25 protein-coding genes are annotated in these 24,412 nt (G+C 44.3%); 16 read left to right on the top strand and 9 right to left on the bottom strand.

The genetic code is table 11. The annotated features are described in order from the left end of the window. Positions 1-90 precede the first annotated feature (90 nt). Positions 91-1,272 carry a phosphorylase family protein gene (locus NM125_RS05900; protein WP_255133747.1) on the top strand — a complete coding sequence of 394 codons (1,182 nt, stop codon included), beginning with the start codon at positions 91-93 and terminating at the stop codon, positions 1,270-1,272. Positions 1,273-1,398: 126 nt separating this feature from the next. Here NM125_RS05900 and NM125_RS05905 read toward each other — a convergent pair whose 3' ends face one another. From NM125_RS05905 to NM125_RS05915, 3 genes are all read right to left on the bottom strand, one after another. Then, complete coding sequence (locus NM125_RS05905) at positions 1,399-2,613, bottom strand: outer membrane protein assembly factor BamB family protein (protein WP_255133749.1); 1,215 nt, start codon at positions 2,611-2,613, stop codon at positions 1,399-1,401. Between the two features lie 129 nt (positions 2,614-2,742). Continuing rightward, the gene (locus NM125_RS05910) at positions 2,743-4,206 is read right to left on the bottom strand and encodes an esterase/lipase family protein (RefSeq protein ID WP_255133751.1); all 1,464 of its coding nucleotides are present in this window, start codon (positions 4,204-4,206) and stop codon (positions 2,743-2,745) included. An 82-nt stretch (positions 4,207-4,288) separates the two neighbouring features. Beyond that, positions 4,289-5,194: a hypothetical protein gene (locus NM125_RS05915; RefSeq protein ID WP_255133753.1), complete on the bottom strand. Its 906-nt coding sequence runs from the start codon at positions 5,192-5,194 to the stop codon at positions 4,289-4,291. Positions 5,195-5,483: 289 nt separating this feature from the next. On the opposite strand from NM125_RS05915, the gene NM125_RS05920 reads away from it, so the two are divergent. The 6 genes from NM125_RS05920 to hemW all read left to right on the top strand — a co-directional run bounded on the left by NM125_RS05920 (position 5,484) and on the right by hemW (position 9,563). Beyond that, complete coding sequence (locus NM125_RS05920; RefSeq protein WP_255133755.1) at positions 5,484-6,134, top strand: DUF2975 domain-containing protein; 651 nt, start codon at positions 5,484-5,486, stop codon at positions 6,132-6,134. 2 nt (positions 6,135-6,136) lie between these two features. Beyond that, entirely contained in the window at positions 6,137-6,346 is a 210-nt protein-coding gene (locus tag NM125_RS05925; RefSeq protein ID WP_255133756.1) for a helix-turn-helix domain-containing protein, read from the top strand. A gap of 140 nt (positions 6,347-6,486) precedes the next feature. Continuing rightward, positions 6,487-7,203 (top strand): RadC family protein, encoded by a 717-nt coding sequence (gene radC / locus NM125_RS05930; protein WP_255133758.1) that lies wholly within the window; start codon positions 6,487-6,489, stop codon positions 7,201-7,203. A gap of 131 nt (positions 7,204-7,334) precedes the next feature. Then, positions 7,335-7,703 carry a four helix bundle protein gene (locus NM125_RS05935; protein ID WP_255133760.1) on the top strand — a complete coding sequence of 123 codons (369 nt, stop codon included), beginning with the start codon at positions 7,335-7,337 and terminating at the stop codon, positions 7,701-7,703. Positions 7,704-7,808: 105 nt separating this feature from the next. Then, positions 7,809-8,351: a gamma carbonic anhydrase family protein gene (locus NM125_RS05940; protein WP_255133763.1), complete on the top strand. Its 543-nt coding sequence runs from the start codon at positions 7,809-7,811 to the stop codon at positions 8,349-8,351. A gap of 72 nt (positions 8,352-8,423) precedes the next feature. Beyond that, positions 8,424-9,563, top strand: coding sequence for a radical SAM family heme chaperone HemW (gene hemW / locus NM125_RS05945; RefSeq protein ID WP_255133765.1), 1,140 nt, complete (start codon positions 8,424-8,426; stop codon positions 9,561-9,563). A 22-nt stretch (positions 9,564-9,585) separates the two neighbouring features. Here hemW and NM125_RS05950 read toward each other — a convergent pair whose 3' ends face one another. Together NM125_RS05950 and NM125_RS05955 are read right to left on the bottom strand one after the other, a co-directional pair. After that, complete coding sequence (locus NM125_RS05950) at positions 9,586-10,869, bottom strand: HU family DNA-binding protein (RefSeq protein ID WP_255133766.1); 1,284 nt, start codon at positions 10,867-10,869, stop codon at positions 9,586-9,588. After that, on the bottom strand, positions 10,862-11,149 hold the full coding sequence (locus NM125_RS05955; protein ID WP_255133768.1) for an HU family DNA-binding protein: 288 nt from the start codon (positions 11,147-11,149) through the stop codon (positions 10,862-10,864). Before NM125_RS05955 ends, NM125_RS05950 begins: the two co-directional genes overlap by 8 nt. A 172-nt stretch (positions 11,150-11,321) precedes the next feature. On the opposite strand from NM125_RS05955, the gene fahA reads away from it, so the two are divergent. Next, a complete protein-coding gene (fahA, locus tag NM125_RS05960) occupies positions 11,322-12,581 on the top strand; it encodes a fumarylacetoacetase (protein WP_255133770.1) in 1,260 nt (419 codons plus the stop codon). Between the two features lie 2 nt (positions 12,582-12,583). Here the strand turns inward: fahA and NM125_RS05965 are convergent, their stop codons facing one another. Then, positions 12,584-14,389 (bottom strand): T9SS type A sorting domain-containing protein, encoded by a 1,806-nt coding sequence (locus NM125_RS05965; protein WP_255133772.1) that lies wholly within the window; start codon positions 14,387-14,389, stop codon positions 12,584-12,586. 79 nt (positions 14,390-14,468) lie between these two features. Between NM125_RS05965 and trhO the strand changes: the two genes are divergently transcribed. Both trhO and NM125_RS05975 read left to right on the top strand, forming a co-directional pair. Next, entirely contained in the window at positions 14,469-15,428 is a 960-nt protein-coding gene (gene trhO, locus NM125_RS05970; protein ID WP_255133774.1) for an oxygen-dependent tRNA uridine(34) hydroxylase TrhO, read from the top strand. A gap of 2 nt (positions 15,429-15,430) precedes the next feature. Continuing rightward, positions 15,431-16,330 (top strand): pseudouridine synthase, encoded by a 900-nt coding sequence (locus tag NM125_RS05975; protein WP_255133776.1) that lies wholly within the window; start codon positions 15,431-15,433, stop codon positions 16,328-16,330. Between the two features lie 59 nt (positions 16,331-16,389). Here the strand turns inward: NM125_RS05975 and NM125_RS05980 are convergent, their stop codons facing one another. Together NM125_RS05980 and NM125_RS05985 are read right to left on the bottom strand one after the other, a co-directional pair. After that, positions 16,390-17,520 (bottom strand): ATP-binding protein, encoded by a 1,131-nt coding sequence (locus NM125_RS05980; RefSeq protein ID WP_255133778.1) that lies wholly within the window; start codon positions 17,518-17,520, stop codon positions 16,390-16,392. A gap of 267 nt (positions 17,521-17,787) precedes the next feature. Continuing rightward, positions 17,788-18,579 carry an alpha/beta fold hydrolase gene (locus NM125_RS05985; protein WP_255133780.1) on the bottom strand — a complete coding sequence of 264 codons (792 nt, stop codon included), beginning with the start codon at positions 18,577-18,579 and terminating at the stop codon, positions 17,788-17,790. Between the two features lie 286 nt (positions 18,580-18,865). On the opposite strand from NM125_RS05985, the gene NM125_RS05990 reads away from it, so the two are divergent. From NM125_RS05990 to pnuC, 5 genes are all read left to right on the top strand, one after another. Continuing rightward, a complete protein-coding gene (locus NM125_RS05990; RefSeq protein ID WP_255133782.1) occupies positions 18,866-19,405 on the top strand; it encodes a ComEA family DNA-binding protein in 540 nt (179 codons plus the stop codon). An 87-nt stretch (positions 19,406-19,492) separates the two neighbouring features. Further along, on the top strand, positions 19,493-21,061 hold the full coding sequence (gene porX / locus NM125_RS05995) for a T9SS response regulator signal transducer PorX (RefSeq protein WP_255133783.1): 1,569 nt from the start codon (positions 19,493-19,495) through the stop codon (positions 21,059-21,061). 1 nt (position 21,062) lies between these two features. Beyond that, entirely contained in the window at positions 21,063-21,485 is a 423-nt protein-coding gene (gene tsaE / locus NM125_RS06000) for a tRNA (adenosine(37)-N6)-threonylcarbamoyltransferase complex ATPase subunit type 1 TsaE (RefSeq protein ID WP_255133785.1), read from the top strand. A 4-nt stretch (positions 21,486-21,489) separates the two neighbouring features. Then, positions 21,490-21,777: a hypothetical protein gene (locus NM125_RS06005; RefSeq protein WP_255133787.1), complete on the top strand. Its 288-nt coding sequence runs from the start codon at positions 21,490-21,492 to the stop codon at positions 21,775-21,777. A 240-nt stretch (positions 21,778-22,017) separates the two neighbouring features. Further along, positions 22,018-22,647 carry a nicotinamide riboside transporter PnuC gene (gene pnuC / locus NM125_RS06010; protein WP_255133789.1) on the top strand — a complete coding sequence of 210 codons (630 nt, stop codon included), beginning with the start codon at positions 22,018-22,020 and terminating at the stop codon, positions 22,645-22,647. Between the two features lie 75 nt (positions 22,648-22,722). Here the strand turns inward: pnuC and NM125_RS06015 are convergent, their stop codons facing one another. After that, positions 22,723-23,337 (bottom strand): thiamine diphosphokinase, encoded by a 615-nt coding sequence (locus NM125_RS06015; protein ID WP_255133791.1) that lies wholly within the window; start codon positions 23,335-23,337, stop codon positions 22,723-22,725. 86 nt (positions 23,338-23,423) lie between these two features. On the opposite strand from NM125_RS06015, the gene NM125_RS06020 reads away from it, so the two are divergent. Next, positions 23,424-24,386: a DHH family phosphoesterase gene (locus NM125_RS06020; protein ID WP_255133794.1), complete on the top strand. Its 963-nt coding sequence runs from the start codon at positions 23,424-23,426 to the stop codon at positions 24,384-24,386. The last annotated feature ends 26 nt before the right edge of the window (positions 24,387-24,412 follow it).

Below are 24,412 nucleotides of genomic sequence, written 5' to 3' on the forward strand. Positions count from 1 at the left end.
CAAAAGTTTGAAGATATTCGTCGTATATTTGACCTCTTCATCTGTGGTAACCCACGGTTCAATTGTAAATGTAAAATCACCACTACTCATATGTCAGATACGCTCAAATTAGTTAAAGATCAGTTTTCCTCGGAGGCAGAACTTAAAAAAGCTATTGATAAAGCGTGTGACCTGATGGAAGAAATTTACGATTCGGGCAAATATCCCCAGATGATTGTGGAGAGAATCTGGAGCAAACATAACCCGGTTATCGACGGAGAGCTTGCTCAACCCAAAGCTTACCGCTGGTATCTGAAGCGCGAAATTGAACGCCTGGTAACTAATGGAGCCACCGTTTTTGTGAAACCTTCGCGGGAAGCACTGCCCATGAACAACCCGGATCTTTTTGACAACCTGGATGAAAGTGACTGGGACATCACCCAAAAGAAATTGTTTTTGTTTCGGGCTGAGCGCATCGATATTTCACTCGACCGCCTTCGGCATTACACCGGAACTAAACCCGCCGATTTTCAACGATATATCCTGTTTACCAACTACGATATGCATGTGGAAGTATTCCTCGACAAGTTCCCCGATTGTGTTAAACCGGAACGAGAGGGCGTACAAATGCCGGCCTATCATCACAAGATGGACAATAATTCAGGGCTTACGCTCATCAACATTGGCGTGGGGCCTTCCAATGCTAAAACCATTACCGATCATGTGGGGGTGCTTCGACCTGATGCCATGGTGATGGTGGGTCACTGCGGCGGACTCCGGAACCACCAGGATATCGGCGACTTTGTGCTCGCAAATGGGTACTACCGTGCCGACCGTGTTTTGGATGACTTATTCCCCATCGGGATTCCGATTTCCCCGAATTATATCCTGAACCGTTATCTGAAAGAAGTGCTTGATCAGCATGATATGAACCACCGGATCGGGACCGTTTACACCACCGCCAACCGAAACTGGGAATTCTCGAAGGCTAAAACGGTGGAAGAAATTCATATGAGCCGCAGTGTGGCTATTGATATGGAGTCATCTACTGTAGCAACGAACGGATTCCGGTATCGCATTCCACACGCCACCCTTCTTTGTGTGAGTGATAAACCCTTGCACGGCAAACCTAAGCTCACGGACGCCGCTCAATCGTTCTACCAAAACTCCAAAGAGATGCACCTCGAAATGGTGATTGATGCCCTGCAAATGGTGAAAGATTCCTACCCGGAAGGACTGCCCAACTCCAGCATCCGTGCCTTCAACGAGCCACTGATGGGTGGAAGCGGGTGATGAATATCGAACATTGAGCAAGGAACATACAACATTGAACTGTTGAGGGTTTGGTTCTTATATGGATCAGCCCTCTTCTTGGTCATTCCTGCGGAGGCAGGAATCTGGTTGTTGCTACTTAAACCCTTAAGGCACCTTCAGGCAGTAGACCGCTTTGCTGCCCACATTCACCATGTAGCCTTCGCCCACCCCCAGCGAGGAGATATAAATGTCGTGGCTGTCAGTTTGATAGCCCGGGGGTAGCTTGTTGTAAATGACCTTTCCGGTGGAAGTATCCAGCACCCAGATATCTCCGCCCCCCGAGTTCGTAAAATATAACCGGCCGTTTTGCACTGTTGGAATACTGGTGTTGGAATAGAAAATATCCTTTCGCCAGAGTTCCTCACCGGTTGTAAGATCCAGTTTATGGGCATTGGTACCAACAGAGGCGGCATAAATAGCCTCGGCATCTACAGCCAGGCCCACATCAAACCCGCTGTCAAAAAAATTATTCACCCAGTTAATTGCTCCCTTTTCCCGGTCAACCGACACAATGGCTTTGCCCTGAAGTAACACAATGGCCGACTCCGTAACCTCAATATCATATATGGGCGGGCTAACCAACACCGAATCCCCCGGCTGTTCAGTTCTGATATCATCTATAGGAAACTCCACCGGAAGCTCCCAAATCAACTCCCCGGTTGCGGCCTCGAAGGCAAATAAGTTTCCCCGATATCGTTCTTCTCCGGGGATAGTACGGTCAAATGACGAACCGGGCACGTATAACATCCCATCTCCAAACGGGGAGTAAACGGGTTCAGTTGCTCCCTGGCTTACCCCCTCAGGAACCAGCCGGTCGATAGAGTAGCGGCGGGTAATCGCTCCGTCGCTCTTGCGCAGCTGCAGAACGTAACCCCGGCGACCGGCATACAGGTGCTCCTGGTCTTGGCTCATCACAGGGCCTCCCATACCGGAAAACTCAGTAGCATCCTGGGTTACCGGATTGCTCCATATAATCCTTCCGGTTGATTTGGATACGGCTTTGATATTGAATCCCTCATCAAGGTATAGCGTGTTTTCACTTGAAAGGATCGCCCGAGAGAAATTTCCGTTACTGGTGTTAACACTCCAGAGGCGCTTTCCTTTATTCAGACTGTAGGCTTTCAGCTGTGTATCCTGAATAAAATATACGGCCCCATCCTCTATTAGCGGCTGTGTACTCACCAACCGATCGGTTGAGTTTTTCAAGTTCCAGACCACCTCACCCCCTTCGGGACCGGTATCGCGACCGCCAAACAGCTCACAGGATGAAAGCAGGGCTGCACACATAAATAGATTGATTATAAAATAGTGGTAGTTCATCTTCGATTTCAGCTAGAAAAATTAGGTTCTCCAAACTTATTATGTATTACACATTCATAACGATTATGTAATAATGATATTCAATTTAATACCGGCTGGCTGGCGAGGTTCCCAGCCGGTATCGGATAATTATTGTAAACAGGGACTAACTTTAGAGTCGAAAGAGAATGACTCGGATTCACACCCCGATACATCTACATAATGGATGTCGATTGCCGTTTCTCCGGCACTGCTAACTACTAGTTTTACAGCTGCACGTGCCGTTTCCCCATCTGGAGCAGCATAAAAGATTTGTTGCAATGTGGTACCATTACCTACACTCACCCAAGAACTACCCTGATCTCTGCGATAATGCCACTGATAGCTAACTGAACCCCCTGCATTGGAGACACTGCTGGAGAAATAGGCCGACTCGCCACCACTCACCAGTCTCGGACCACTGATATTTACATATAATGGCTTTTTAACTTCTGGGATGCTAACATCATCATTTCTAAATATCTCAAAGAGCCGTTGTTTCACTGCCGGGTGTGCCGTTTCTTCGAGGTGATTGGCTCCTCTTGCTTCTAAACGCCTAACAGTGTTATCTCCGAATCTTTCAAAAAAGGAAGGAGCCTGCGTTACAGCGGTTAATAGTCCATCATTTGTGTCTTTACAATTCTGACCTATGTTACCGCATATAGTTCCTGAATAATAGTTAGCACCCACTACATATTTATCCCAATCTCGCTGTTGAAAATACACCAATGAAAGAAAGCCTTTGTACCACTGCTGGGCTATCGTGGCAAAATAAACAGCACTATTGTAATAGAAGAAGTGATTAGGGTCATATGTATTCGATGTAAGATATAGATAAAAATACTCTCCAGATAAATATGTGTAGTAAGAAGCAGCTGCAAAGTAAAATGAATACAGATATCGATGCGCTTTTATAAAAGTACCATTTTCAATAGGAGACTCCGGACCTCTGTACGCTGATTCAGAAATGCGTACATATTCGTACCTGGATCCTGATTCATTCCCAAAAATTGCATAGCGAGCAGTCGGCAGAGTATTGTTTGGGGAGGCATTCAGGGTATTGAGGAAGGAGCTCCCAGGCCTCATATCGCTAACTGAAGCTTTTTGTCCATACGCAGTTTGTAAACGAGCATTAATATAAGGCCCGGTAAGCTGGTCTATATAACCAATTTCACTTAGTACAGCCCTTCCAAAATCACGGCCATACACTGACCCAAATGAAGCTATCGGTCCGGCAGCAACATCTTCCACCCAACCAGCGATAACATTAGCCAGGTTCCCGTTTTGAACATTTACTGCAGCAGGAGCACCCAAATTGGGGGTTCCCACCGTAATGAGTGCATTCATTTTTCCTGTTCCTTTTTGTCGCAGGTGTTCTCGTGCTACAAGCCCTCCAAGGCTATGAGCCAAAGTAACAGTACCGGAAGGAATATAGACACTAGAAGCTGTACTACTTACAGCATTAGCAGAATTATAGGATACATTATCCCGATAAAAAACAAATTCAGATGACAGTTGCCCTGCCATGTTATTCCAAATCGTATAGTTGTCTCCCAGTCCATGTATGAATGACACTGTATTCGACTGGCTAAATCCGGCTACTGAAAAGCCTGCTAATAGGACCAACACTAACATAAAATTTTTCATGATGTACCTCCTAATTATGTTGCTTTTTGGGGGTGGTCTGGAGCAATAAATAACCTTCATCACCCCGCTTCATTTTTACTGCCTTTGAGTTACCATCCTTTTTAGCAGCATTTCTGGCAATTTCTTTTCCATCTTTAGAAGCAGTAAAATTTGGTTCCATCCTACCGGTGTTGGCATCAAATATGCTCGCAATGCTCATCATTTTTGACGGAGTATCTTCCTTATACTTATATATGACTTCGAAACGGCGGTTGCCTAATTCTTTAACTTTGTATCCTTTGTCTTTCAGCCACTTTTTTATCTCTCCGTCGTCCATAGCCTCTAAAGGTTTTTCATTTTCAGGAGTATTAGAATTGTTTGAACTTTTAAGTAATTGTCCGGGTCTATCTTCTCCACTCCCATATGATTGTACAATGTCTAATTCCTGCTGTATCTCAAACAGAATGTTTTTTTCGTCCGCAGATAATGCAGTCGAGTAATTAGAGCCATTCAGCGTATATTGCAGCGACGAATATCCGTCATAACGAATACTACTGGGCATATTTTTGTAGGTCTGGATTACTGGATTTATTTTAAACGGATCGTCGATTGTACTTTCGGTTCCGGTAGTAATAGAAAGGTTACCCGTTACACTCAGTTGATTTGATGAATACACATCAAAGAGCAAATGTTCGGAGGTATTAATATTATCTGCATTCAGATCAATATCTGAAGCGGAGTAACTTGCCTCTAAAGTAAATTCTGCTGAGCTTGGCTCTGTATTGGTTTCAAGCGCTGAAAGTTCTGGTACATTCATATCCCCACTGAACTCATGATTGTTCGTCAAAGTGGAAGTGCTGTTAGTTTCGCAGGCTATAAGACCAATCATTAGTAGAAAGGCCACAATCGGTACTGGAATAAATGTTAATTTTTTCATTATAGTAATATTTTTATTACAGTTACATGCAAATAATTATTTGTTTTTTTACTACAATTACGCACATTCTAAAAGAGTCAACAGATTGTTTTTTGTTACATTTATTTACAAATAAACAGTCAGCAACCTGTCCTAACCCGGGGAATCATGGATTGAACCCTCCAACCTGACTTCGACACCACCCATTTTCCTTTATTCGGCAATTATTTATTGCTTATCAATAAATAGTTATTGCTTTTCAAAAATTTATTTCTTTTGTTAAAAGCGGATTGAAATTAAATGATCTGTTATGAAACTCAGAAAAGACTGGTCGCTCGCTTATTTACTGCTTTATATATGCCAAATCGGATATTGGCTGATCATCATCAGTGTAGCTTTGGAGCTATTCATTTCATTCGCCCAACTTTCCGGCAACCATATTGTGATAAGGGATGTCTCCGTTAACCTTGAGCTCCGGCAATTTGAAGAATACAACGATATAGAATTAGACAATATCCGGCTGAATATTCCCGAAAGAATGACTTCAGATTTACAAATTTCCGGGCCTTATGAGGAAGTGAAAGGTGGTTTTTACTTTTTTAATGGACTGAAACTGTATGAAAATGCCGTGTTCTTTCTCATGCTATTTCTGTTCTCAAAAGTATTGAGAAACGTCGCCGAAGGGGATCCCTTTCACGCCAAAAACCCCTCTTACTTATATATGATTGGCTGGACGCTTATTATCTCTTCGCTCATCAATATTTCTTTTCAGTTTTTGAATATGGGGCATTTTATTTCCCTGCCTCTTTTAAGCAATTTGTCACTTCCGGATGGTATTGACATCACTTCGCTGGATATGTTTGGTAAAGACTTCTTGCTCGCTGGTATTTTCAACATCGTCCTGGGATATGTGTTCAAAGAAGGCGCCCGCATTTATGAAGAACAAAAACTAACGGTGTAACCATGGCCATAATCGTAAACCTTGATGTGATGCTGGCCAAGCGGAAGATGAGCCTTACCGAGCTCTCAGAAGAAGTGGGCATCACCATGTCGAACCTTTCCATCCTTAAAACCGGCAAAGCCAAAGCCATTCGCTTTTCCACCCTTGAAGCTATTTGCGAAGCCCTCGATTGTCAGCCGGGAGATATTTTGGAGTATTCTGAGGGTGAGTAGGTAACGTGTTAGTGTGTTAAAGTGTTAACATGGACACTTTAACACACTAAAACCTAAACACACTAACACTTAAAATTAATCTGTAAGGAATGGTCTTCAAATCGCTCTAACTGTAAAATGAATAAAACCAACAGAGCGATATGTCACATGAAGAATCCTTTTCGATCGAGCACTTCCACAGCCGGACGGTCAAAGATATGCAGCCGGATGAACAACCACGGGAAAAACTGATGCGCTACGGCGCCGACTCCCTTTCCGACTCCGAACTGTTAGCCATCCTGATCCGGACCGGAACCCGCAAGTTAAACGTAATAGAAACCGCCAAGGCTCTGCTCACCCAATTTGACGGACTTCATAATCTTTCCCGCAAAAACTGGCAGGCACTTAAAGTGATTCCTGGAATAGCGAAGGTCAAAGCCATCACGCTGGAAGCCGCCTTTGAGCTGGCGCGCAGAATTGAAGTAGCGGGACTGGGAGAAGAAGTTCAAATAACCTCCCCCGAAGACGCCAACGCCTATTTTGCCCCTAAACTCCGGCATCTCTCCAAAGAAACCTTTGTCGTAGGATTTCTGAATAATGCGAAAATTCTGACCGGCTATCAGAAAATCAGTACCGGAGGTAAAACAGCCACCATTGTGGACCCGGCTGAAGTAATGCGACAGGCTGTACTGAATGAAGCTGAATCCATTATCCTTGTCCACAATCACCCCTCCGGGCGGAATAAAGCATCGAGTGCGGATGTCCAGCTCACCAAGCGACTGGCAGAATGTGGCAAGTTGTTTTCCATCCCCGTTGAAGATCACCTGATTATTGCCGGATACAACTACACCAGCCTGAAAAGTGAGCAGCTGTTTTGAATGTACATTTTTCAACGCCCAACACGGAATAATGAATCTCCAATATCCAACGGATTTCCATCTGAAAATTGAGTGTTGGATATTGATCATTGAATATTTCCTTAACTATAATCACATAAAAGTTCACGATCATGAAGAACCAAATATTTGACCTGCAAAGACGTCTAATAAACTTTGCAATTTCGATAATGGAAATTGTAGAACTCCTTCCAAAAACATATACAGGAACCCATTTTAAGAAGCAATTAGTCCGTTCCGGCACAGCGCCAGCTTTACTTTACGGAGAAGCACAGGCAGCTGAATCAAGAAAGGACTTTGTTCACAAAATGAAAATCGGCCTGAAAGAGCTGAGAGAATCCTACATAACGCTGACGATTATCTTGGAAAAACCGTTGATTAAAAACCAGAAAGCTATTGGCACGCTTAATGAATGTGATGAACTAATCTCTATTTTTTTCACCAGCATTACTACGGCAAAACAAAATATGAAAAAGAGGTGAGGTGACTGTCTAATATTCAGGCAACCTTAATTCATCATTCCTTGTTGGATATTGGCTATTGGATATTCATACCTTTCTGAAAACACAAACCTCACCATATCTCCCATGATTTACGAATTCCTGAAACGTTCTCCGAAATTTGATGATACGGCTTTTGTGGCCCCAAGCGCTGATATAATCGGTGATGTGACCCTGGGGAAAGAAAGCAGTGTTTGGTTCAACGTGACGATCCGCGGGGATGTCAATTTCATTCAGATTGGGGACCAGAGTAATGTTCAGGATAATGTATGTATCCATGTGATGAATCAGACCGGCCCGACGATTATCGGCAATAAAGTGACTATCGGTCATGGAGCGGTTGTTCACGGATGTACCATCAAAGACCGCGTACTGATCGGCATCAACGCCACCATCCTTGATGAGGTTACCATTGAGCCCGACGTGATTGTGGCAGCCGGAACCCTCGTGCCTCCCGGCAAAACCCTCGAAAGCGGATATATGTATATGGGCTCACCGGCTAAAGCTGCACGTAAACTGACGGATGAGGAAATCGCATCCATCCCCAAATACGCAACCAACTATATTAAATATTCCCGGGCCTATCAACAGAAAGACACATACGACAAAAACCCTTTTTATACCAAGTAATTGAAAATGTTGAATTATAGATTTTGAATGAAACCCATTCAAAATCCATAACTTCTAATTCAGAATTTCAGAATGAGCGGCCTTTATATCCACATTCCCTTTTGTAAACAGGCCTGCTCGTACTGCGATTTTTATTTCGTAACCCGGCAGCAGAATAAGCAGGATTTTGTGGATGAACTTATCCGGGAAATTCACGCTAAAAAGGATTCGGTGTTTACCGAAGAACCCGTCCGATCCATCTACTTTGGTGGCGGTACTCCATCACTATTAACAGCTGAGCAGGTGAATGCTATTCTCGATGCCATCCGGGATGTTTTTGACACCGACCTTAAGGAAATTACCCTGGAAATGAATCCCGATGACGTGAGCCGGGAGTATTTATCGGGATTGAAGTCTGCCGGTATAAATCGTGCAAGCATGGGTATTCAGTCCTTCAACCCGGAGCTGCTAAAGTTCATGAACCGGGCACATACTTCCGAAGAAGCGATGAAATGCCTGGAGATACTGGAAGCATCTGAGTTCAAGGTTTTTACGGTTGATGTAATCTATGGCAATCCCGGACAATCTTTGGAAATACTGGAACAGGATCTGGATACCATTCTTGAGTTTAACCCTCCACATATTTCGGCTTATTCACTGACTATAGAACCTCAAACCCGACTGGGAAAACAGGTTAAGTTGGGCCGCATCACTCCCCCTGAAGACGATACCGTTTCCGACCATTTTGATCTGGTTGTTGATAAACTTGCAGCAGCCGGCATTCAACAATATGAAGTGAGCAACTATGCTAAACCGGGCAGCGAAGCGGTTCACAATTCCAACTACTGGAGCCATGAAAATTACCTGGGGCTCGGACCCGGAGCCCATTCGTTTTGGTGGAATGAAGATCAAGCATCAGCAACCCGCTGGAAAAACCGCAGCAACCTGAATGCTTACCTTAACGGAGACTGGAAAGAACAATCGGAACGCGAAGAGTTAAACCTGGCAGACTTAGCCGAAGAGCGACTGATGCTGGGGCTCAGAACCAAAAAGGGGCTTGAAAAGAAGAAACTGAAAAGCACCTACCACTTTGAGTTCAATGACCGGCAGTTACGTTACCTTCAAAAGCTGGAAGAAAACGGAAGAGCGGAAACCGGAGAACGAATTCACCTGACAAAAGAAGGACTCAAAATCGCTGACTCCATTTTACTTGATCTGATAACGATGACATAAACCCGATTACCTTACCTGAAGATCAGCTCCCCAGGCCTTGCCACTTTTTTGCGAAGCGCGCATACTCCCCGGCCTTCTCGTTCAAGCCGAACTTTTTATACGCATCCGATACCATTTGCGAAGCTTCCGCCAGACGGCGGTAATCGGCTTTGCTTGGGTTGGCTGCCGTTCCTTCCAGAGCTGGAACCTGTAAGGAGGTATTATCCTCCAGCGAATCAGGGTGAGTATCCATTGTGAAATTCGCCTGATAAATAAGCGGCCAGAACTGTGACTTTCCATATACTTTCTTTCCGATCACCCAATACCATTCGTCTTTCTTTACCATATAGGTAGAAGTACTTGTTTTACCTGTTGGAGCCGAAGACTTTTCTTTCACGGTCCCGGAAGAAGCAGCAGTTTGTGTTTCACTCTGCACGGGGTTATGCAGTTTTTCAGATTCGTTAGTTTCCTGAGCGGTCTCATTACTTTCTGCGCTTTCTGAAGACTGATTATTGGGTATCTGTTGTACTCGGGGCTGTTCAACCTTAGCCTGTTGTGCGGGCATATTGGTAGGCTCTGTGCGCAAAAAGAACCACCAAACCGATACAAGTGCTACCGCCAGCAATGCTGCCAATATCATAATCAAAGCTAAGTTATTACCCTCTTTCTTTCCTTCTCTTATGAAGGGTTTATCCGCAGGAGATTCTAATTCAGGTTCAGGTTCAGGCTCCGGATCCAGTTCAGCTTCTTCCGGTTCTTCTTCCGGTTCCTGCACATCAAAAGCAAAGGGATCCTCGTCGCGAGTATCTTCCTCAACCGGCTCTTGCTCAGAAGTTTCTTTTGCCTTCTCTTCTTCTAATTCGTCGTCTTCAGGTTCCGAATCATCTTCGGGCTCATCGTCAAACTGAAAAATCGTTTCTTTTACTTTCTCTTCCGGTTCCTGCTCCTTTTTTTCTTCGGAAGAAGTTTTCGGTTCATCGGATTCTTCGTCTTTTTCTTCCGGTTTCTCCCCAAGTAATTCGGTTTCCAAATGGGCAAAATTGGCATTCACATCTTCCTTAAGTGCTTTGTAAGGTGTGAACGAAACCCGTTTATGTGCCGGAATGGTAATCGGCTCTCCGGTTTGGGGGTTTTGCCCCTGCCTTTCAGCAACTTCCTTAACTTTAAAGCTTCCGAAATTGGTGATAGAGGCTTTGCCTGTTTCTTCCAGCTCCTGCTTTACCCTGGAGATCAGCGCTTTTGCAAAGGCCTCACTTTTCTGTTTGCTGAAGTCCGTTTTCCGCGATAAGGCTTCAATAATCTCGCCATATGTAACTTTGTTACTCATCTTCACCCTCATTTATTTGATCGCGCAGTGTGCTGCTTTGGCTGTAGTGCACCACTCGTTTTTTGGGGATAAGCATCATTTGCTCATAATGAGGGTTGTACGACTTATGCTCTTCCCTCACTTCCGACTTAAAACTGCCTAAACCGGGAAGGGTAAACCCTTTGCCGTTGGAAAGAAGCATGGTCAGGCCTTCCACAAAAGAATCATACAGATCTTCCGTCTCAGTCTGCGTGAGCTCAAGCTCTTCCGCTAATTGTTTGAGTACCTCCGACTTTGTCATAATGAGTATGTACTAAATTTGAAAACCAAGTATCCATGAATAAATGCTAAAACAATGAAATAAGCAATTTTCAGCAGATTTTAGTAAATCAATGTGGGTTAACGATTTCACTGTTACCTGAGGATGCTTATCATCCGCTATCATCAAAGTGCCTGAAAACCGGATAACCGTTATGCTCAAATCTTTTATCGAAGTAGATGCCGATTCCCATTTTCCCATTCAAAACCTCCCTTATGGGGCGTACGAAACCGAACAGGGCGAAATCCATCTTTGTTCTGCAATTGGTGAGTATATCATTGATTTGTTTGCACTGGATGAAGAAGGCTTATTCGATGGACCCGTACTGAATAACCAGTACGCTTTTCAGGACTCTACCCTCAATTACTTTATGAGCCTTGGAAAATCAGCATGGACAGAAGCCAGGGAAACCCTCCAATCCCTGTTATATGCCAACAACGAAACCCTCAGGGATGATGCCCTTCTTCGCCAACGCGTATTCAAAAAAAGAGACGATGTTCGCCTGGTGATGCCGGTGCAGATTGGGGATTACACCGACTTTTACTCCTCCGAACAACACGCCCGTAACGTTGGGTCCATGTTTCGCGACCCGGATAACGCTCTATTACCAAACTGGAAACACCTTCCGGTTGGTTACCATGGGCGCGCAAGCTCTATTGTTCTTAGCGGAACGGACATCCATCGCCCCAAAGGACAAACAAAACCTGATAATACCGATCAGCCGATATTTGGCCCTTCCCAAAAGCTGGACTTTGAACTCGAAATGGGATTTTTAACCGGATCTGGAAATAAGCTGGGCCACAATATTCCGGTGCAGGAAGCGGAAGATCATATTTTCGGCTTGGTGTTGGTGAACGACTGGAGCGCCCGTGATATACAGAAATGGGAATATCAGCCATTGGGGCCCTTTCTTGCTAAAAGCTGGGCCACTTCCGTCTCACCTTGGATTATAACGATGGAAGCTCTGGAGCCCTTCCGCACTGTATGCCCGCAGCAAGATCATAAACCTCTTGATTACCTGAATCAACCCGACCGTACCACTTTCGATATTCAGCTGGATGTGTTTCTGAAAACCGAAAACCAAAGTAAACCCCATCGAATCTGCTCCACTAACTTTAAGCATTTATACTGGACTATGGCTCAGCAGCTGGCCCACCAAACCGTTTCAGGATGTAATGTGAAACCCGGAGATTTATACGCCTCCGGCACCATCAGCGGACCTGAAGCCGATTCTTACGGTAGCATGCTTGAATTGACCCGGAACGGCACTCATCCTCTTACATTACCTTCCGGTGAAGGGCGGTCTTTTCTGGAAGACGGGGATGAAGTAATCATGAGCGGTTTTGCCCAGGGTGAAGGATTTAAAGTGGGTTTTGGGGAAGTAACCGGCAAGATTTTACCTGCTATCAAATAAGGCTATTTCAGCAAGGTCATCTTTTTGGTGAAAACTTCATCATTAATTTTCAGCCGGTAAAAGTACACTCCCGAACTCAGTCCTTGTGCGTTAAAGGGAATGGAATAAGAACCCAGCCGGTAATCCTGAGCCGTAAGCGTCTGCACTTTTCTTCCCGTGATGTCATACACCGTCAGTTCCACAAAAGCAGATCGGGGGAGATCAAAATTGATATTGGTTTCCGGGTTGAAGGGGTTGGGGTAGTTCTGATAAATTTTCACCGACTTGGGTAAATCCGCATATTCCGGATCACGAATCGTGATGGTATTGCCTTCTTTGCCAATCAGTAATTGAATTTCTCTTGTAGAGCCGCTGTTGCTGTAGTTCGCTATCACCACTCCGATTTTTTCCACTTCCTGCCAGGTTACTTCAGTGGGCACATATACCTGAGATTTATTTTCTCCGGTTGCGATCAGTTCATTCATCTCACCATTGTTCATATATAGCAAAACGCCTAATCCCACCTGGGTACTGTCGAAGTCCACGGCTACTTCAATAAAGCCATCATCACCGGCTGATGGTTCAATTTCAAAATAACGGGCGGCAAGAGGTCTTATAAAGTTCACTTCTACCGCTTCCTCAGGTACTGAATTAAACTTGGCTTCAAGATTAGCATTGGGATACTGCAACTTCTCCCCAAAACCGTAATTGTCCTGCCCCGCACGCGAACCCGAAGCAAAATGCCAAAGATGATTTCTAACAAAAGAAGTCTCAAAATCCTCTCCGCGATCCGGCAGCAGGTCAACCAACACTTCATCAATGCTCAGATTATTCTGCCCTTCTATCATTTGCCAGACATCACTCCACAATTCGTCCCCGAAATATTCACTGTAAAAAATCATCCAGCTTACATGCCAATACGCGCCGGGCGTGCCGTCTTCAGGAGCAAAAAAGATAGAGGCGGAATAAGGATCGGAAGAGTTCAGTCCATTTTTGATGTAGTTATAGTAATCGTTCACGTCGTCGTACACCACTTCTTCAAAAAGAGTGGCATCCATTTCAGCCCAGTCAAACGCCCCGGATGGAGAAGCCCATTCATTCTGAGCATACTGAATGGCATGCTTCAGCTCATGGGCAACAGTTGCATATACCGCCCCAACCTGATTTCCCAGCGGGTGAGTATTAGGTGGAAAATTCACGAAATCATTTTCCATCACTATATAGGTTTCCGGGCCTGAACCTCCCTGAAAAATGGTTTCCCCATAGTAAGAAAGGTCTTCCAGCTCTATGGTATAAGTGGTGCCGGTCGGGATGGGATCTTTAAAGCCAAGATTAATGACCTCGTGCCGGTACGAAGAATCTGCTGATTCGGCTACTAAATCCACATAATCGGGCACCCCATTTCCATCATTATCCTCAACTGAAACCGAGTCGTCGCCACTGGTTACATACACAATCTCAAATTTCCCGGATGGCGATATATAAGTTTCAAGCGCTTGTTTCTTTTTGGAAGGTGAATGACCTGACCGTATGGATTCGATCTTTGCCAATGCATCGGGAGAAATACGATCACGGTGGGCATGAAGAAACATTTCGGCCGGGGTGGCACATTTGTGAAGGGAGTTTCCCGGAAATTCATATAGCACCCTAAACTGTTCCAAAGCAGCAGTTTCAACATCCATTTCCCCTTCCGCAAAAGACCGCTGGATTTCCAGAAGATGACGAGGCGAGTCAGTCCTCGCTTGTCCTAACAATGCAGAAGGCATACTCAACAAAGCCAGAATAGTGACAACTACTCCCTTTTTAATTTGATCCCGATACTTATGCATTGTTTGGATTTTGCTTAACTTTAGGGTTCGCAAATGTTGAACGCTGTAAATCTACAGTTCTTACAATTTAAGAGAAAAAATGTACCAAGTAATACTTTATTATAATTTTGAGCCGATTGAAGATCCCGATCGTTTTTGTAAAGCCCACAAGAAGTTTTGCAAGGAAATTGAACTGAAAGGGCGGATTTATATTTCGGAAGAGGGAATAAACGGAACGGCAGCCGGCACCGAACAACAGATTGAAGAATACAAGAACTACCTGTGGTCGCTACCCGGTTTTGAAGACACTGAGTTTAAGCAGGAAGAAAGTGATTACATCCCCTTTGCCAAGCTTATCTGTAAAACAAGGGATGAAATTGTTGCCCTTCATGTAGATGATGTAAATCCTGAAAACGGAGGCAACTATCTGGACCCGGCCGAATGGCGTAAAGTGATGGAGTCTCAGGAAGACTACGTAATGATCGACGTTCGTAATAATTACGAATCCAAAATCGGGCACTTTAAAGGCGCCCTTACACCTGACGTTGACAACTTCTACGATTTTCCAAAATGGCTGGAAGAAGCCAACATCCCTAAAGACAAAAAAGTATTGATGTACTGCACCGGGGGTATTCGTTGTGAGAAGTTTTCCGTGCTGATGAAGGAAGAGGGATGGGATGATGTAAATCAGCTTCACGGCGGAATTCTCAAATATGCCAAGGAAGAAGAAGGCAAGCACTTTGAAGGCAAATGCTTTGTCTTTGACGACCGGCTGGTAGTTCCCGTAAACCCCAACGATCTGGAACCCATTGCCCGTTGTGAAATTACCGGCAAGCCTGCAGACACTTACATCAACTGTGCGAACATGGAGTGCAATAAGCTTTTTGTTTGCTCGGAAGAAGGGGCCCGGAAAATGGAAGGGTGCTGTAGTGAAGAATGTCGCCAAAGTGAATATAAGCGCCCTTTCGATCCCGAAAATGCGTTCAAGCCATTCAGAAAATGGTACAATTACTTTGGAGAAGATTTCAAGGAACGAGAAGTAAGCGCTGCCGATAAATAATTATGGCTGCATCGTTTCGCCCGGTTCGTATCGTTCCGCCTTATCCTGTTACCTACCGTTTTAAGGTAAAGTCGGAATTTGAGGGAAAATCCTTGCTGGATTTAATGCTATCCCGCTTTCCCTTTCATGGGGTAAATGTCTGGAAGACAAAAATCAATAAAGGTCATGTGGGAGTGAATGGAGAGGCAGCTGAGGCAAAGTACATCCTTTCCCTGCACGATGAGGTTTATCATCATAACCCGCATGTGATTGAACCTTCTGTGCCGGATGAAGTACAAGTTCTGGAGCAGGCCGATGACTACCTCATCGTTTACAAACCGGCTCCATTGCCCATGCATCCCGGCGGGCGGTACAACAAAAATTCGCTAACCACCATCCTTGAAGAGCAAGGCTTCAATAATCTACGCATTGTCCACCGACTGGATGCCGTCACCTCAGGACTCGTATTGTTCGCCCGCAACAAATCCTTCGCTCAACAAGCGATGATCTGCTTCAGTGAATCCAAAGTTCAAAAAACCTATTACGCGCTGGTCTCCGGAAACCCCGAAGAAAACACCGTGACCGTAGACACTCCCGTGCGGCGAAAAACAGGATTCGTGTTTGAAAGTGAATTAGGATTGAAGCATGCCAAAGAAGCCATAACCCATTTCGAAGTTTTTAAGCGCAACCAGGATTCAGCCATCGTAAAATGTACGCCAAAAACCGGCCGGACTCACCAAATCAGGCTGCATTTAGAGCAATGGGGACATCCCATTATCGACGATCCGATCTATGGACCTCACGGTGACAAAAGTAGTAAAAAAGCTCAGAAGGCCGGAATCAGTTTGCTAAACGCCGGATTGGAAATTGAGGAACTTGGGGTGAAGCGAGAGTTGGAATTTCCTGTGGGATGGTCAAAATAGTAATTAAGATACTATTCAGATTTGAACACGGTTGTTCGCTATTGCTCAAATAGAACGTTTCAAAAATCAGGTAAAACAAATTCCCTAAAGTTATCCCGATTAATTCCTTTCACGTCTTCCGAATAATTTTTGGTGAACGTTTTTGGAAATCGAATACTTCTTTTTGGATTCCATTTGAATTCAAAACCCGAAATGGCCTTTCCCGATACTTCAACATAGTCAACTTCCTGATGCTGTTTTGTTCTCCAGAAATACATGTCCGACTTATTTTTGGCATATCGCAGTTGCTTGAGGCGTTCACTTATTAAAAAATTCTCCCAAAGTGCTCCTTTATCAGTTCGGGTGGCAAAAACTCCGTAATCATGAATCACCGCATTTCGAACCCCATTATCGTAGAAATAGATTTTCTGATTTTTCTTGATCTCATTTCGAAGATTCCGGCTATATGCTGGTAACCTAAAGACGACATAGGCTTTTTCTAAAATATCAATATAGCTTGCTACCGTTTTGGGATCTAACCCTACTAAATCCCCTACTTCTTTATAAACCACTTCCTGCCCAACCTGATATGAAATTGCCTGCACTACCTTCTGTATCACTTCTGGCTTTCGGATGCCGGCATAGTTCAATATGTCTTTATACAGATAGCTTTCCACTAATTCATCCAGCACCTCCGATTGATGGTCAGAATTATTCAATACATCTGGATAGAAACCGAAAACCAATCTGTTCTCTAAATCCTGCTCTGATTTCAAATACCCAACATGATCCTGCCATTCTTTCCAACTTATTGGAAACAAGTTGAATGACCATTTTCTACCTGTCAAAGGTTCCTGAATACTGCTATTTAATTCAAATGCTGATGAGCCACTCAAAATGAGCTGTTTTTCTGGGAACTGATCGGTAATTATTTTCGCCGTTATACCGATCGTTCCCATCCGCTGAGCTTCATCGATAAATACAATTTCTGCATCACCGATTAATTGTTTTATTTGTTCAGTGTTAGGCTCGTCCAGTAATCTCCGCACCGTTGGATCGTCTCCATCCAAAAAGCGGACAGTGTATTCTTTATCTTCCAGAATGGTGTGGATAAGTGTCGTTTTCCCCACTTGTCTTGGCCCAGTCAAAACAACAGCCTTATCGCTGAATAATCTTTCTTTTACCAACTGTTTTAACTGTCTTTCAATCATTGGCTTAAACCTTTTACGATATAATTTACACCAAATATATAACTATTCAGGAACACAATCTATTTTTGTTATAACTATACAGGATCATAATACGCTTTAGTTATAACTATTCGGGAATAGAAGATACTTTATTATAATTGAATGCTTGAGCAGTCCGCCTCTTACACTCAGTATTAGAGGCAGGAGGATTCAGTGCTATCCACTTTTACGTACCAATGCAGATCATCTGGCACGAGGTATATTTAAGACGGCAAAAGCCGGAATACCTTAGCCTTTAAAAAAGGCCTCTGCAATTCGGGCAAATTGTTTCGGTTTGTCCAGAAAGGCATAATGGCCGGCATCTTCGATAATTACCAGTGCTGCATTTTTAATTCCTTTCTCGATTCGCTCTCCCTGGTAAACCGGAGTGGCATCATCATTTCTGCCCCATAGCAATAACACTTCATGCGGAATTTCTGGTAACGAAGATTCCAGGTATTCCGTCACCGATTTCACGAAAGTCTCCCTCATAACTCCGGAAAGCTTACTGTAATCGCTCGAACCCAGGCTTTTCCAAAGTGATGTAGACCGCAGCCAACCCAGAGCTTTTTCTCGAAGTGAACCGGGTAAAATCATAAACGGTGCTTTCAGAATTTTAGCCGTGTACTTTCTGATGTAAAATTTCACTGAGCGCTTGGGCTTCATTCCGGCACCGCCCGTAATCAGAACTTTATCGATGTGAGCTTTCCCAAAGTCTCGGGCACAAAGCTTTAGCATAATCCGCCCGCCAAAGGAGTGAACCAAAACATCTGTTTTTTCTTCACCAAGGGATACTATAAATGCCTGAACAGTGTCCGCGTAGTCATCAATATTCCAGGCCCGGGATGGTTCGGGAGAATCACCGAAGCCGGGTAAATCCAACACATAACTTGTTCGAAGGTGAGCCAGGTTTCGGGCAACCGGCATCATCACACGCTTGCTACTTCCCCAGCCGTGGAGAATCACCAGCGGCTTTCCCTCGCCTACTTTTTCGAAGGCAATTTTTTGGTCCTGATAGGTAAATACGTTTTGTTCGCTCATGAAATAAATTTTTCTAAACTTCCCACTTCTTGTCTTTGGAAACAAGGGAAGAATTAGATGTGCTAAACTTGTTCAGAATGAATTCCTGAATTATGAATAGTTCAAGCGTCCGCTTGGACTTTTATAAACAGGTTTGGATTACCAACCGCACAAGCGAACGCTTGCGCTAATTTGTGAATTAGACCAATTTTGTTTTTAAATCCATAGAACGGACAGGCTGTCCGTTCTGCGGGTTTGTTCTGAATATTTCTATTGAGTTTTTGTCCTGCCTCAGCCATATTAGTACATGAAATTCAACGACCTAAAACGTAAAGCATTCTTCTGGATAGAACGACTCCAGATTTCAAGAAGCGAGCGAATTTCCATTTCTGTTCTACTCGTGCTTTTGGCTGTGCTTTTTACGGTGAATTTTTTCCTTACCAAAACGTTCAACTACAGCCAGGAAAAATATGATACCCTCATCGCTGAGTTTGAGAAGCGAAGTGCGGAACTTCGACAGGAACAAAAAGAGCTGGATCAAAAATATAATCCACAGCTGACAGTTAGTGAAACCCCAACTTCAGAAGAGGTGGAGCAGACGAAAACAGAAATGGAAAAGGAACCCGAACACGATGAACCGGCATCCCTTAAAATCATTAACCTGAATACTGCAACGAGCGCTGAACTTCAAACCCTCAACGGCATAGGAGAAGCATATGCCGGCCGAATTATTGAATATAGAGAAGCCAATGGTGGTTTTGATTCCATAGAGGAACTGCTTAATGTAAAGGGCATCGGTGAAAAGCGGCTGGAAAATATCCGCCCATACATAAAACTTATAGATTGAATATTATTAACGCCACTAAAACACGAACGTACAAAAGATAAAGAACGAAGTGCGCGGATTTAATGCATTTCGTGTTTTTGAGATTTCGTGGCAAAACTAAAGGAAGACTATTTCATGCCAAAAATACTTTGGGCAGATGATGAGATCGATCAGCTGCAATCACATATCATATTTTTAGAGAAAAAGGGATTCGAAATCACTCCGGTCGCCAACGGAGATGATGCAGTGAGCATGATTTCCTCAGAGCCGTTTGATATCGTTTACCTGGACGAGCAAATGCCGGGAATGGGCGGCATCGAAACCCTCGAGAAAATCAAATCTATTCAGCCCTCTCTTCCCGTGGTGATGATTACTAAAAGTGAGGAAGAATCGATCATGGAAGATGCCATTGGCGGCAAGATCTCTGATTACCTCATCAAGCCGGTAAACCCAAACCAAATATTGCTGACCACAAAACGTTTGCTTGAACGGAGCCGCATTCAAACTGAAAAGTCAGCTCAAACCTACCTGAAGCAGTTCAACGAGCTCTCATCTCGCATTCACCCCGGCACCCACTGGAAAGAATGGATTGACATCTACAAAGAACTAACCAACTGGCAGATTGATTTAGGCTCCGGTGACGAAGGTCTCATTCAGGTTTTGGATGATCAGTTTCAGCAGGCCAACAAGGAGTTCGGGAGGTTTGTAAACCAAGAGTACAAAGACTGGGTTAAAAAAGATGAGGGGCGGCCGTTGCTTTCGCAGGAGATTTTTAAAAAGTATGTGAATCCGCACCTGGAGAAAGGTGAGAAAGTGATGTTTTTCCTGATCGACTGCATGCGGTACGACCAATGGCTGGTATTCGAGCCTTTCCTTTCCAACTATTTTTCCATTGATACCGATTTCTACTACTCCATTTTACCAACGGCCACCCCGTATTCCCGAAATGCCATTTTCTCTGGACTGTACCCTTCCGATATAGAACGCATGTATCCGGAATTATGGCAACAGGGGCAGGATGAGTCTTCCCTGAACAGGCATGAAGAAGAGTTGTTACGCAAACAACTGGAGCGTGATGGCATCGACATCAAATTTAAGTACGAGAAAATCTTGAATGCCGAGGCCGGACGGAAAGTAGCCGATAAAATTGGAAGCTACGCTCAGTCTAAGCTGGCTGCTTTTGTTTTTAATTTTGTGGATACGCTGGTTCACTCCCGGTCCGACTCCGACGTGATTAAGGAATTAGCCCCCGATGTATCGGCTTTTCGCTCGGTGACGGAAGCGTGGTTTCAGCATTCCTCATTGTTGCAGATGTTTAAAGGGTTGGCCAAAGAGAATGTCACCCTGATCATTACTACCGACCACGGTTCGGTTCGTGCATTGCGTGACACAAAAGTGTATGGCGATAAAGACACCGCCACCAATCTTCGGTACAAATATGGCCGTAACCTTAAAGCCGATGAATCCGATGCTGTTGTTTTTATGGATGACCCGGAACAGTACCGCCTGCCAAAAGTAGGAGCTGTGAATAATTACATCATCGCCCGGGAGGATTATTACTTTGTTTATCCGACCAACTATCACAAATATCAAAACCGGTACCGGGACACCTTCCAGCATGGAGGGGCTTCAATGGAAGAGATGATATTACCCGTAGCCACTTTAACTCCCAAGTAACGTGCAGCAGTTCCAAAGTTCATCCGTTGATGAAACCATTCAAATTGGTTTCGAGTTTGGTAAGCAATTAACACCCGGAGATGTAGTTTGCCTGGCCGGAGACTTAGGCGCCGGGAAAACCCATTTTGTAAAAGGAGTAGCTTCTTTTTTTGGAATTGAACCTGAAAAAGTCAGCTCTCCTACCTATACTTTAATTCATGAATATTCCGGTGATACTCCCGTTTATCATTTCGACTGTTACCGGTTGAAGCACGAACAGGAAGCTCTGGAAATTGGAGCCGAAGAATACTTTTATGGCGATGGCGTTTGCCTGGTTGAATGGCCTGAAAAAATAGACGGACTGATTCCTGAAGACGCCATTTGGGTCGAGATGTCACATCTACCTGAAAATAAACGCAAAATCATTATTCATCAGAAGCAGTAAACTGATGGGAAGTTCAAAAAAACGAAGACTTTCTTACCGACTTGATCTACTCCCTGTGATCCTTCCCTATCACCGCCGGGCAAAGAACACGCTCCGCACGGGAGATTTGGTGTACTACGGCCCCAGCCCGGAATATTACGGTATTGGTGAAGTGGTACAAACTGCAGAAAAAGTGTGTATGGTTGACTTCCGCGGAACCGGTGAACTGGGCATCCATAAAGATGAAATGCTCTCCACTTATCTTATCCCCATCCACAAGCTGAACCTCTCCGGGGTTTTGAAAGGAAGGTAAAGAACACCCAACAAGGAACACTGAAGGGTTAACTCCTCATTCTGAGTGAAAACGCCGACCGGTAAAGGCAGGAAGAATCCTCACAGCTAAAATCCAAAGTAAATGCTTCTTCTGGCTTGTGAAGATCTTTCGGAAGTACCCTCAAGATGACTTCAATCATTCAGTTTTTAAGTAAGAGCACTGAAACCCATATTCCTTACAGAATTTTTCTATTTTTGCCGCTCATCAGAAAAGCACCCTATGGAATACATCATCGACGGCATTATAAACGGGATCATTCAAACCACCGCACTTGAGTGGATCGCCGTAACTACCGGACTTATGAGCGTCTGGTTTTCTATGAAAGAAAATATCTGGGTGTATCCCACTGGTATCATCAGCGTGTTGATTTATGTGTACCTCGCCTTTCAGTACAAGCTGTATGCCGACATGGGGGTGAACTTCTATTATTTTGTGATGAGTGTGTACGGCTGGTACTATTGGATTCACCCCAAAGACAACAGCCGGGATCAGGTGCGGGTCACGATCAACAGCTCTAAAGAAAACCTGATTACTATTGGCATTCTATTGACCTCTTTTGGAATACTGTATTTCGTGCTCTCAAATTTTACCGACAGCGACGTAGCCTTTTGGGATTCAACCACCACCTGTTTTGCTATTGCCGGCATGTGGTTGATGGCACGCAAAAAGCTTGAAAGCTGGATCGCCTGGATTATAACGGACCTGATTTCCATCCCCCTCTATTTTTACAAGGAGTTGGTATTAACCAGCTTTCAGTTCCTTGTTTTCACCGGACTCGCCATTGCCGGATACTTGGCCTGGAAGAAATCTCTGGAAGAGCAGAAAGAGAATAGCCTATCCAAAGTTTAGGTTCCGACTGAATTAAAAATTCAAAATTTAAAATTGAGTTGGCTTGGCCAATTTTAAATTTTTAATTCTGAATTTTTAATTTTCAATAAAAACCACCAGGTCTCCGCTTTCAATCTCGATGGAGAATTCCGGTTCCACATTCTCATTAGAGGTTCCGTCCTGCTCTCCGTTTTCCAGAATCTCATCATTCAACGGGTACTTCAGTCCTTTTGTGGTGATGCCGGTTACTTTCCCGGAAAGAGGAAATAAAGAGATAATACTTCCAACAGGCAGTTCTGCCGAAAAGCTTGAATTGACCATTTGAGCAATTAATCGTTCATCCTTAAAAATCAGCCGGCCAAACGCAGGGTCAAACCGTTTTAGAACAGACAGGTTTTTCAGGGAATGATCCATTCTTCTCCCGAAGGCTCCCAGCACTGTGCAGGTTTCCACGCCCCGATAAAGTGCGAGAGACAATGCCTTTTCCAGGTCATTGGTTTCCTGATCAGCATCATGAATAATTTCAAACTCAACCGAACCGGGCTTTTCAAAACTATCCATATCTCCGATAACCACATGGGGCGTTAGTCCATGGAAAAGCAGCGTATTTCCCCCGCCATCCGCACCGATGATCAAATCTGCAGATTTCAATTCTTCCTCAAGTAATTGTTTGGAAGGGGGGAAACCGTTACTGACTATAACTGCATGCATACCTGTTTTCTTTAATGGCAGAAATTCCCCCTAAAATAAATGGATTTGTGGCAATGTTCGCCTATTTTTGACGCCAAGGAGATTTTATGTTTAAAAACTTTATTTCAAAAATATTACAACATCAAAAAGTAGCTGTTTTTTCTCATGTCCGCCCCGATGGTGACTGCCTCGGATCACAGGTGGCACTATGCTTATGGCTGCAAAAGAACGGGGTCGAAACATCGGCCTTCAATGAAGATTCGATACCGGAAAATATGGGCTGGCTGCTCGACTTTTTCCCCATTTCAAAACCAATGGAGGCTGAGCTTTCCAACTTTGATGCCTTTGTAGTGGTTGACGGAAATGCCCTTCATCGTTTTGGTGAAACCGCTGAGAAGATTTCCGAACTGGGTAAGCCGGTTTACATGATCGATCATCACCCGGACCCGGATGATATATTCGAGGAGTTTGTTTCTGAAGTGGAAGCTTCTTCAACCTGTGAACTGGTGTACAGGCTGTATGCCGAGCACGATCCTAAGCAAATTGATGAACATGCAGCAAAGGCGATGTACCTTGGTCTCGTAACCGATACCGGCTCGTTCCAGTTTGACAGCGTTAAACCCGGAACCCTACATGCTGCGGCCGACTTGCTGGATCGTGGCGGCTTCACCCCAAATCAGATCACAGAAAAGATTTACAGTTCACGTCCATTGCGACAGCTGAAACTGCTAAGCCTTGCCCTGGATACTATTGAGCTTCATGCCGGTGGTAAAATTTCAACCATCACCATTACCCGCGATATGTTCGAGCAAACCGGCACTTCGAATGAAGACACCGAGGGCTTTGTGCAATATCCACTGAGCGTGGAAGGCGTGAAAGCGTGTGTATTATTCCGGGAAGACGGAGACCGTATAAAACTGAGCCTGCGTTCTCAAAGCGATATTGATGTGAACAAATGGGCCCGTAAATTTAATGGTGGCGGACATAAAAAAGCAGCGGGTGCGTGGCACTCCGGCCCGTTACAGACGGCGGTTGATGAAGTCATAAACGCCGGCAAAGAACAATTATAGTTCCAGTTCTAAGTTTTTGCTATTAT

It is taken from the genome of Gracilimonas sediminicola (assembly GCF_024320785.1).
Classification (GTDB): domain Bacteria; phylum Bacteroidota; class Rhodothermia; order Balneolales; family Balneolaceae; genus Gracilimonas; species Gracilimonas sediminicola.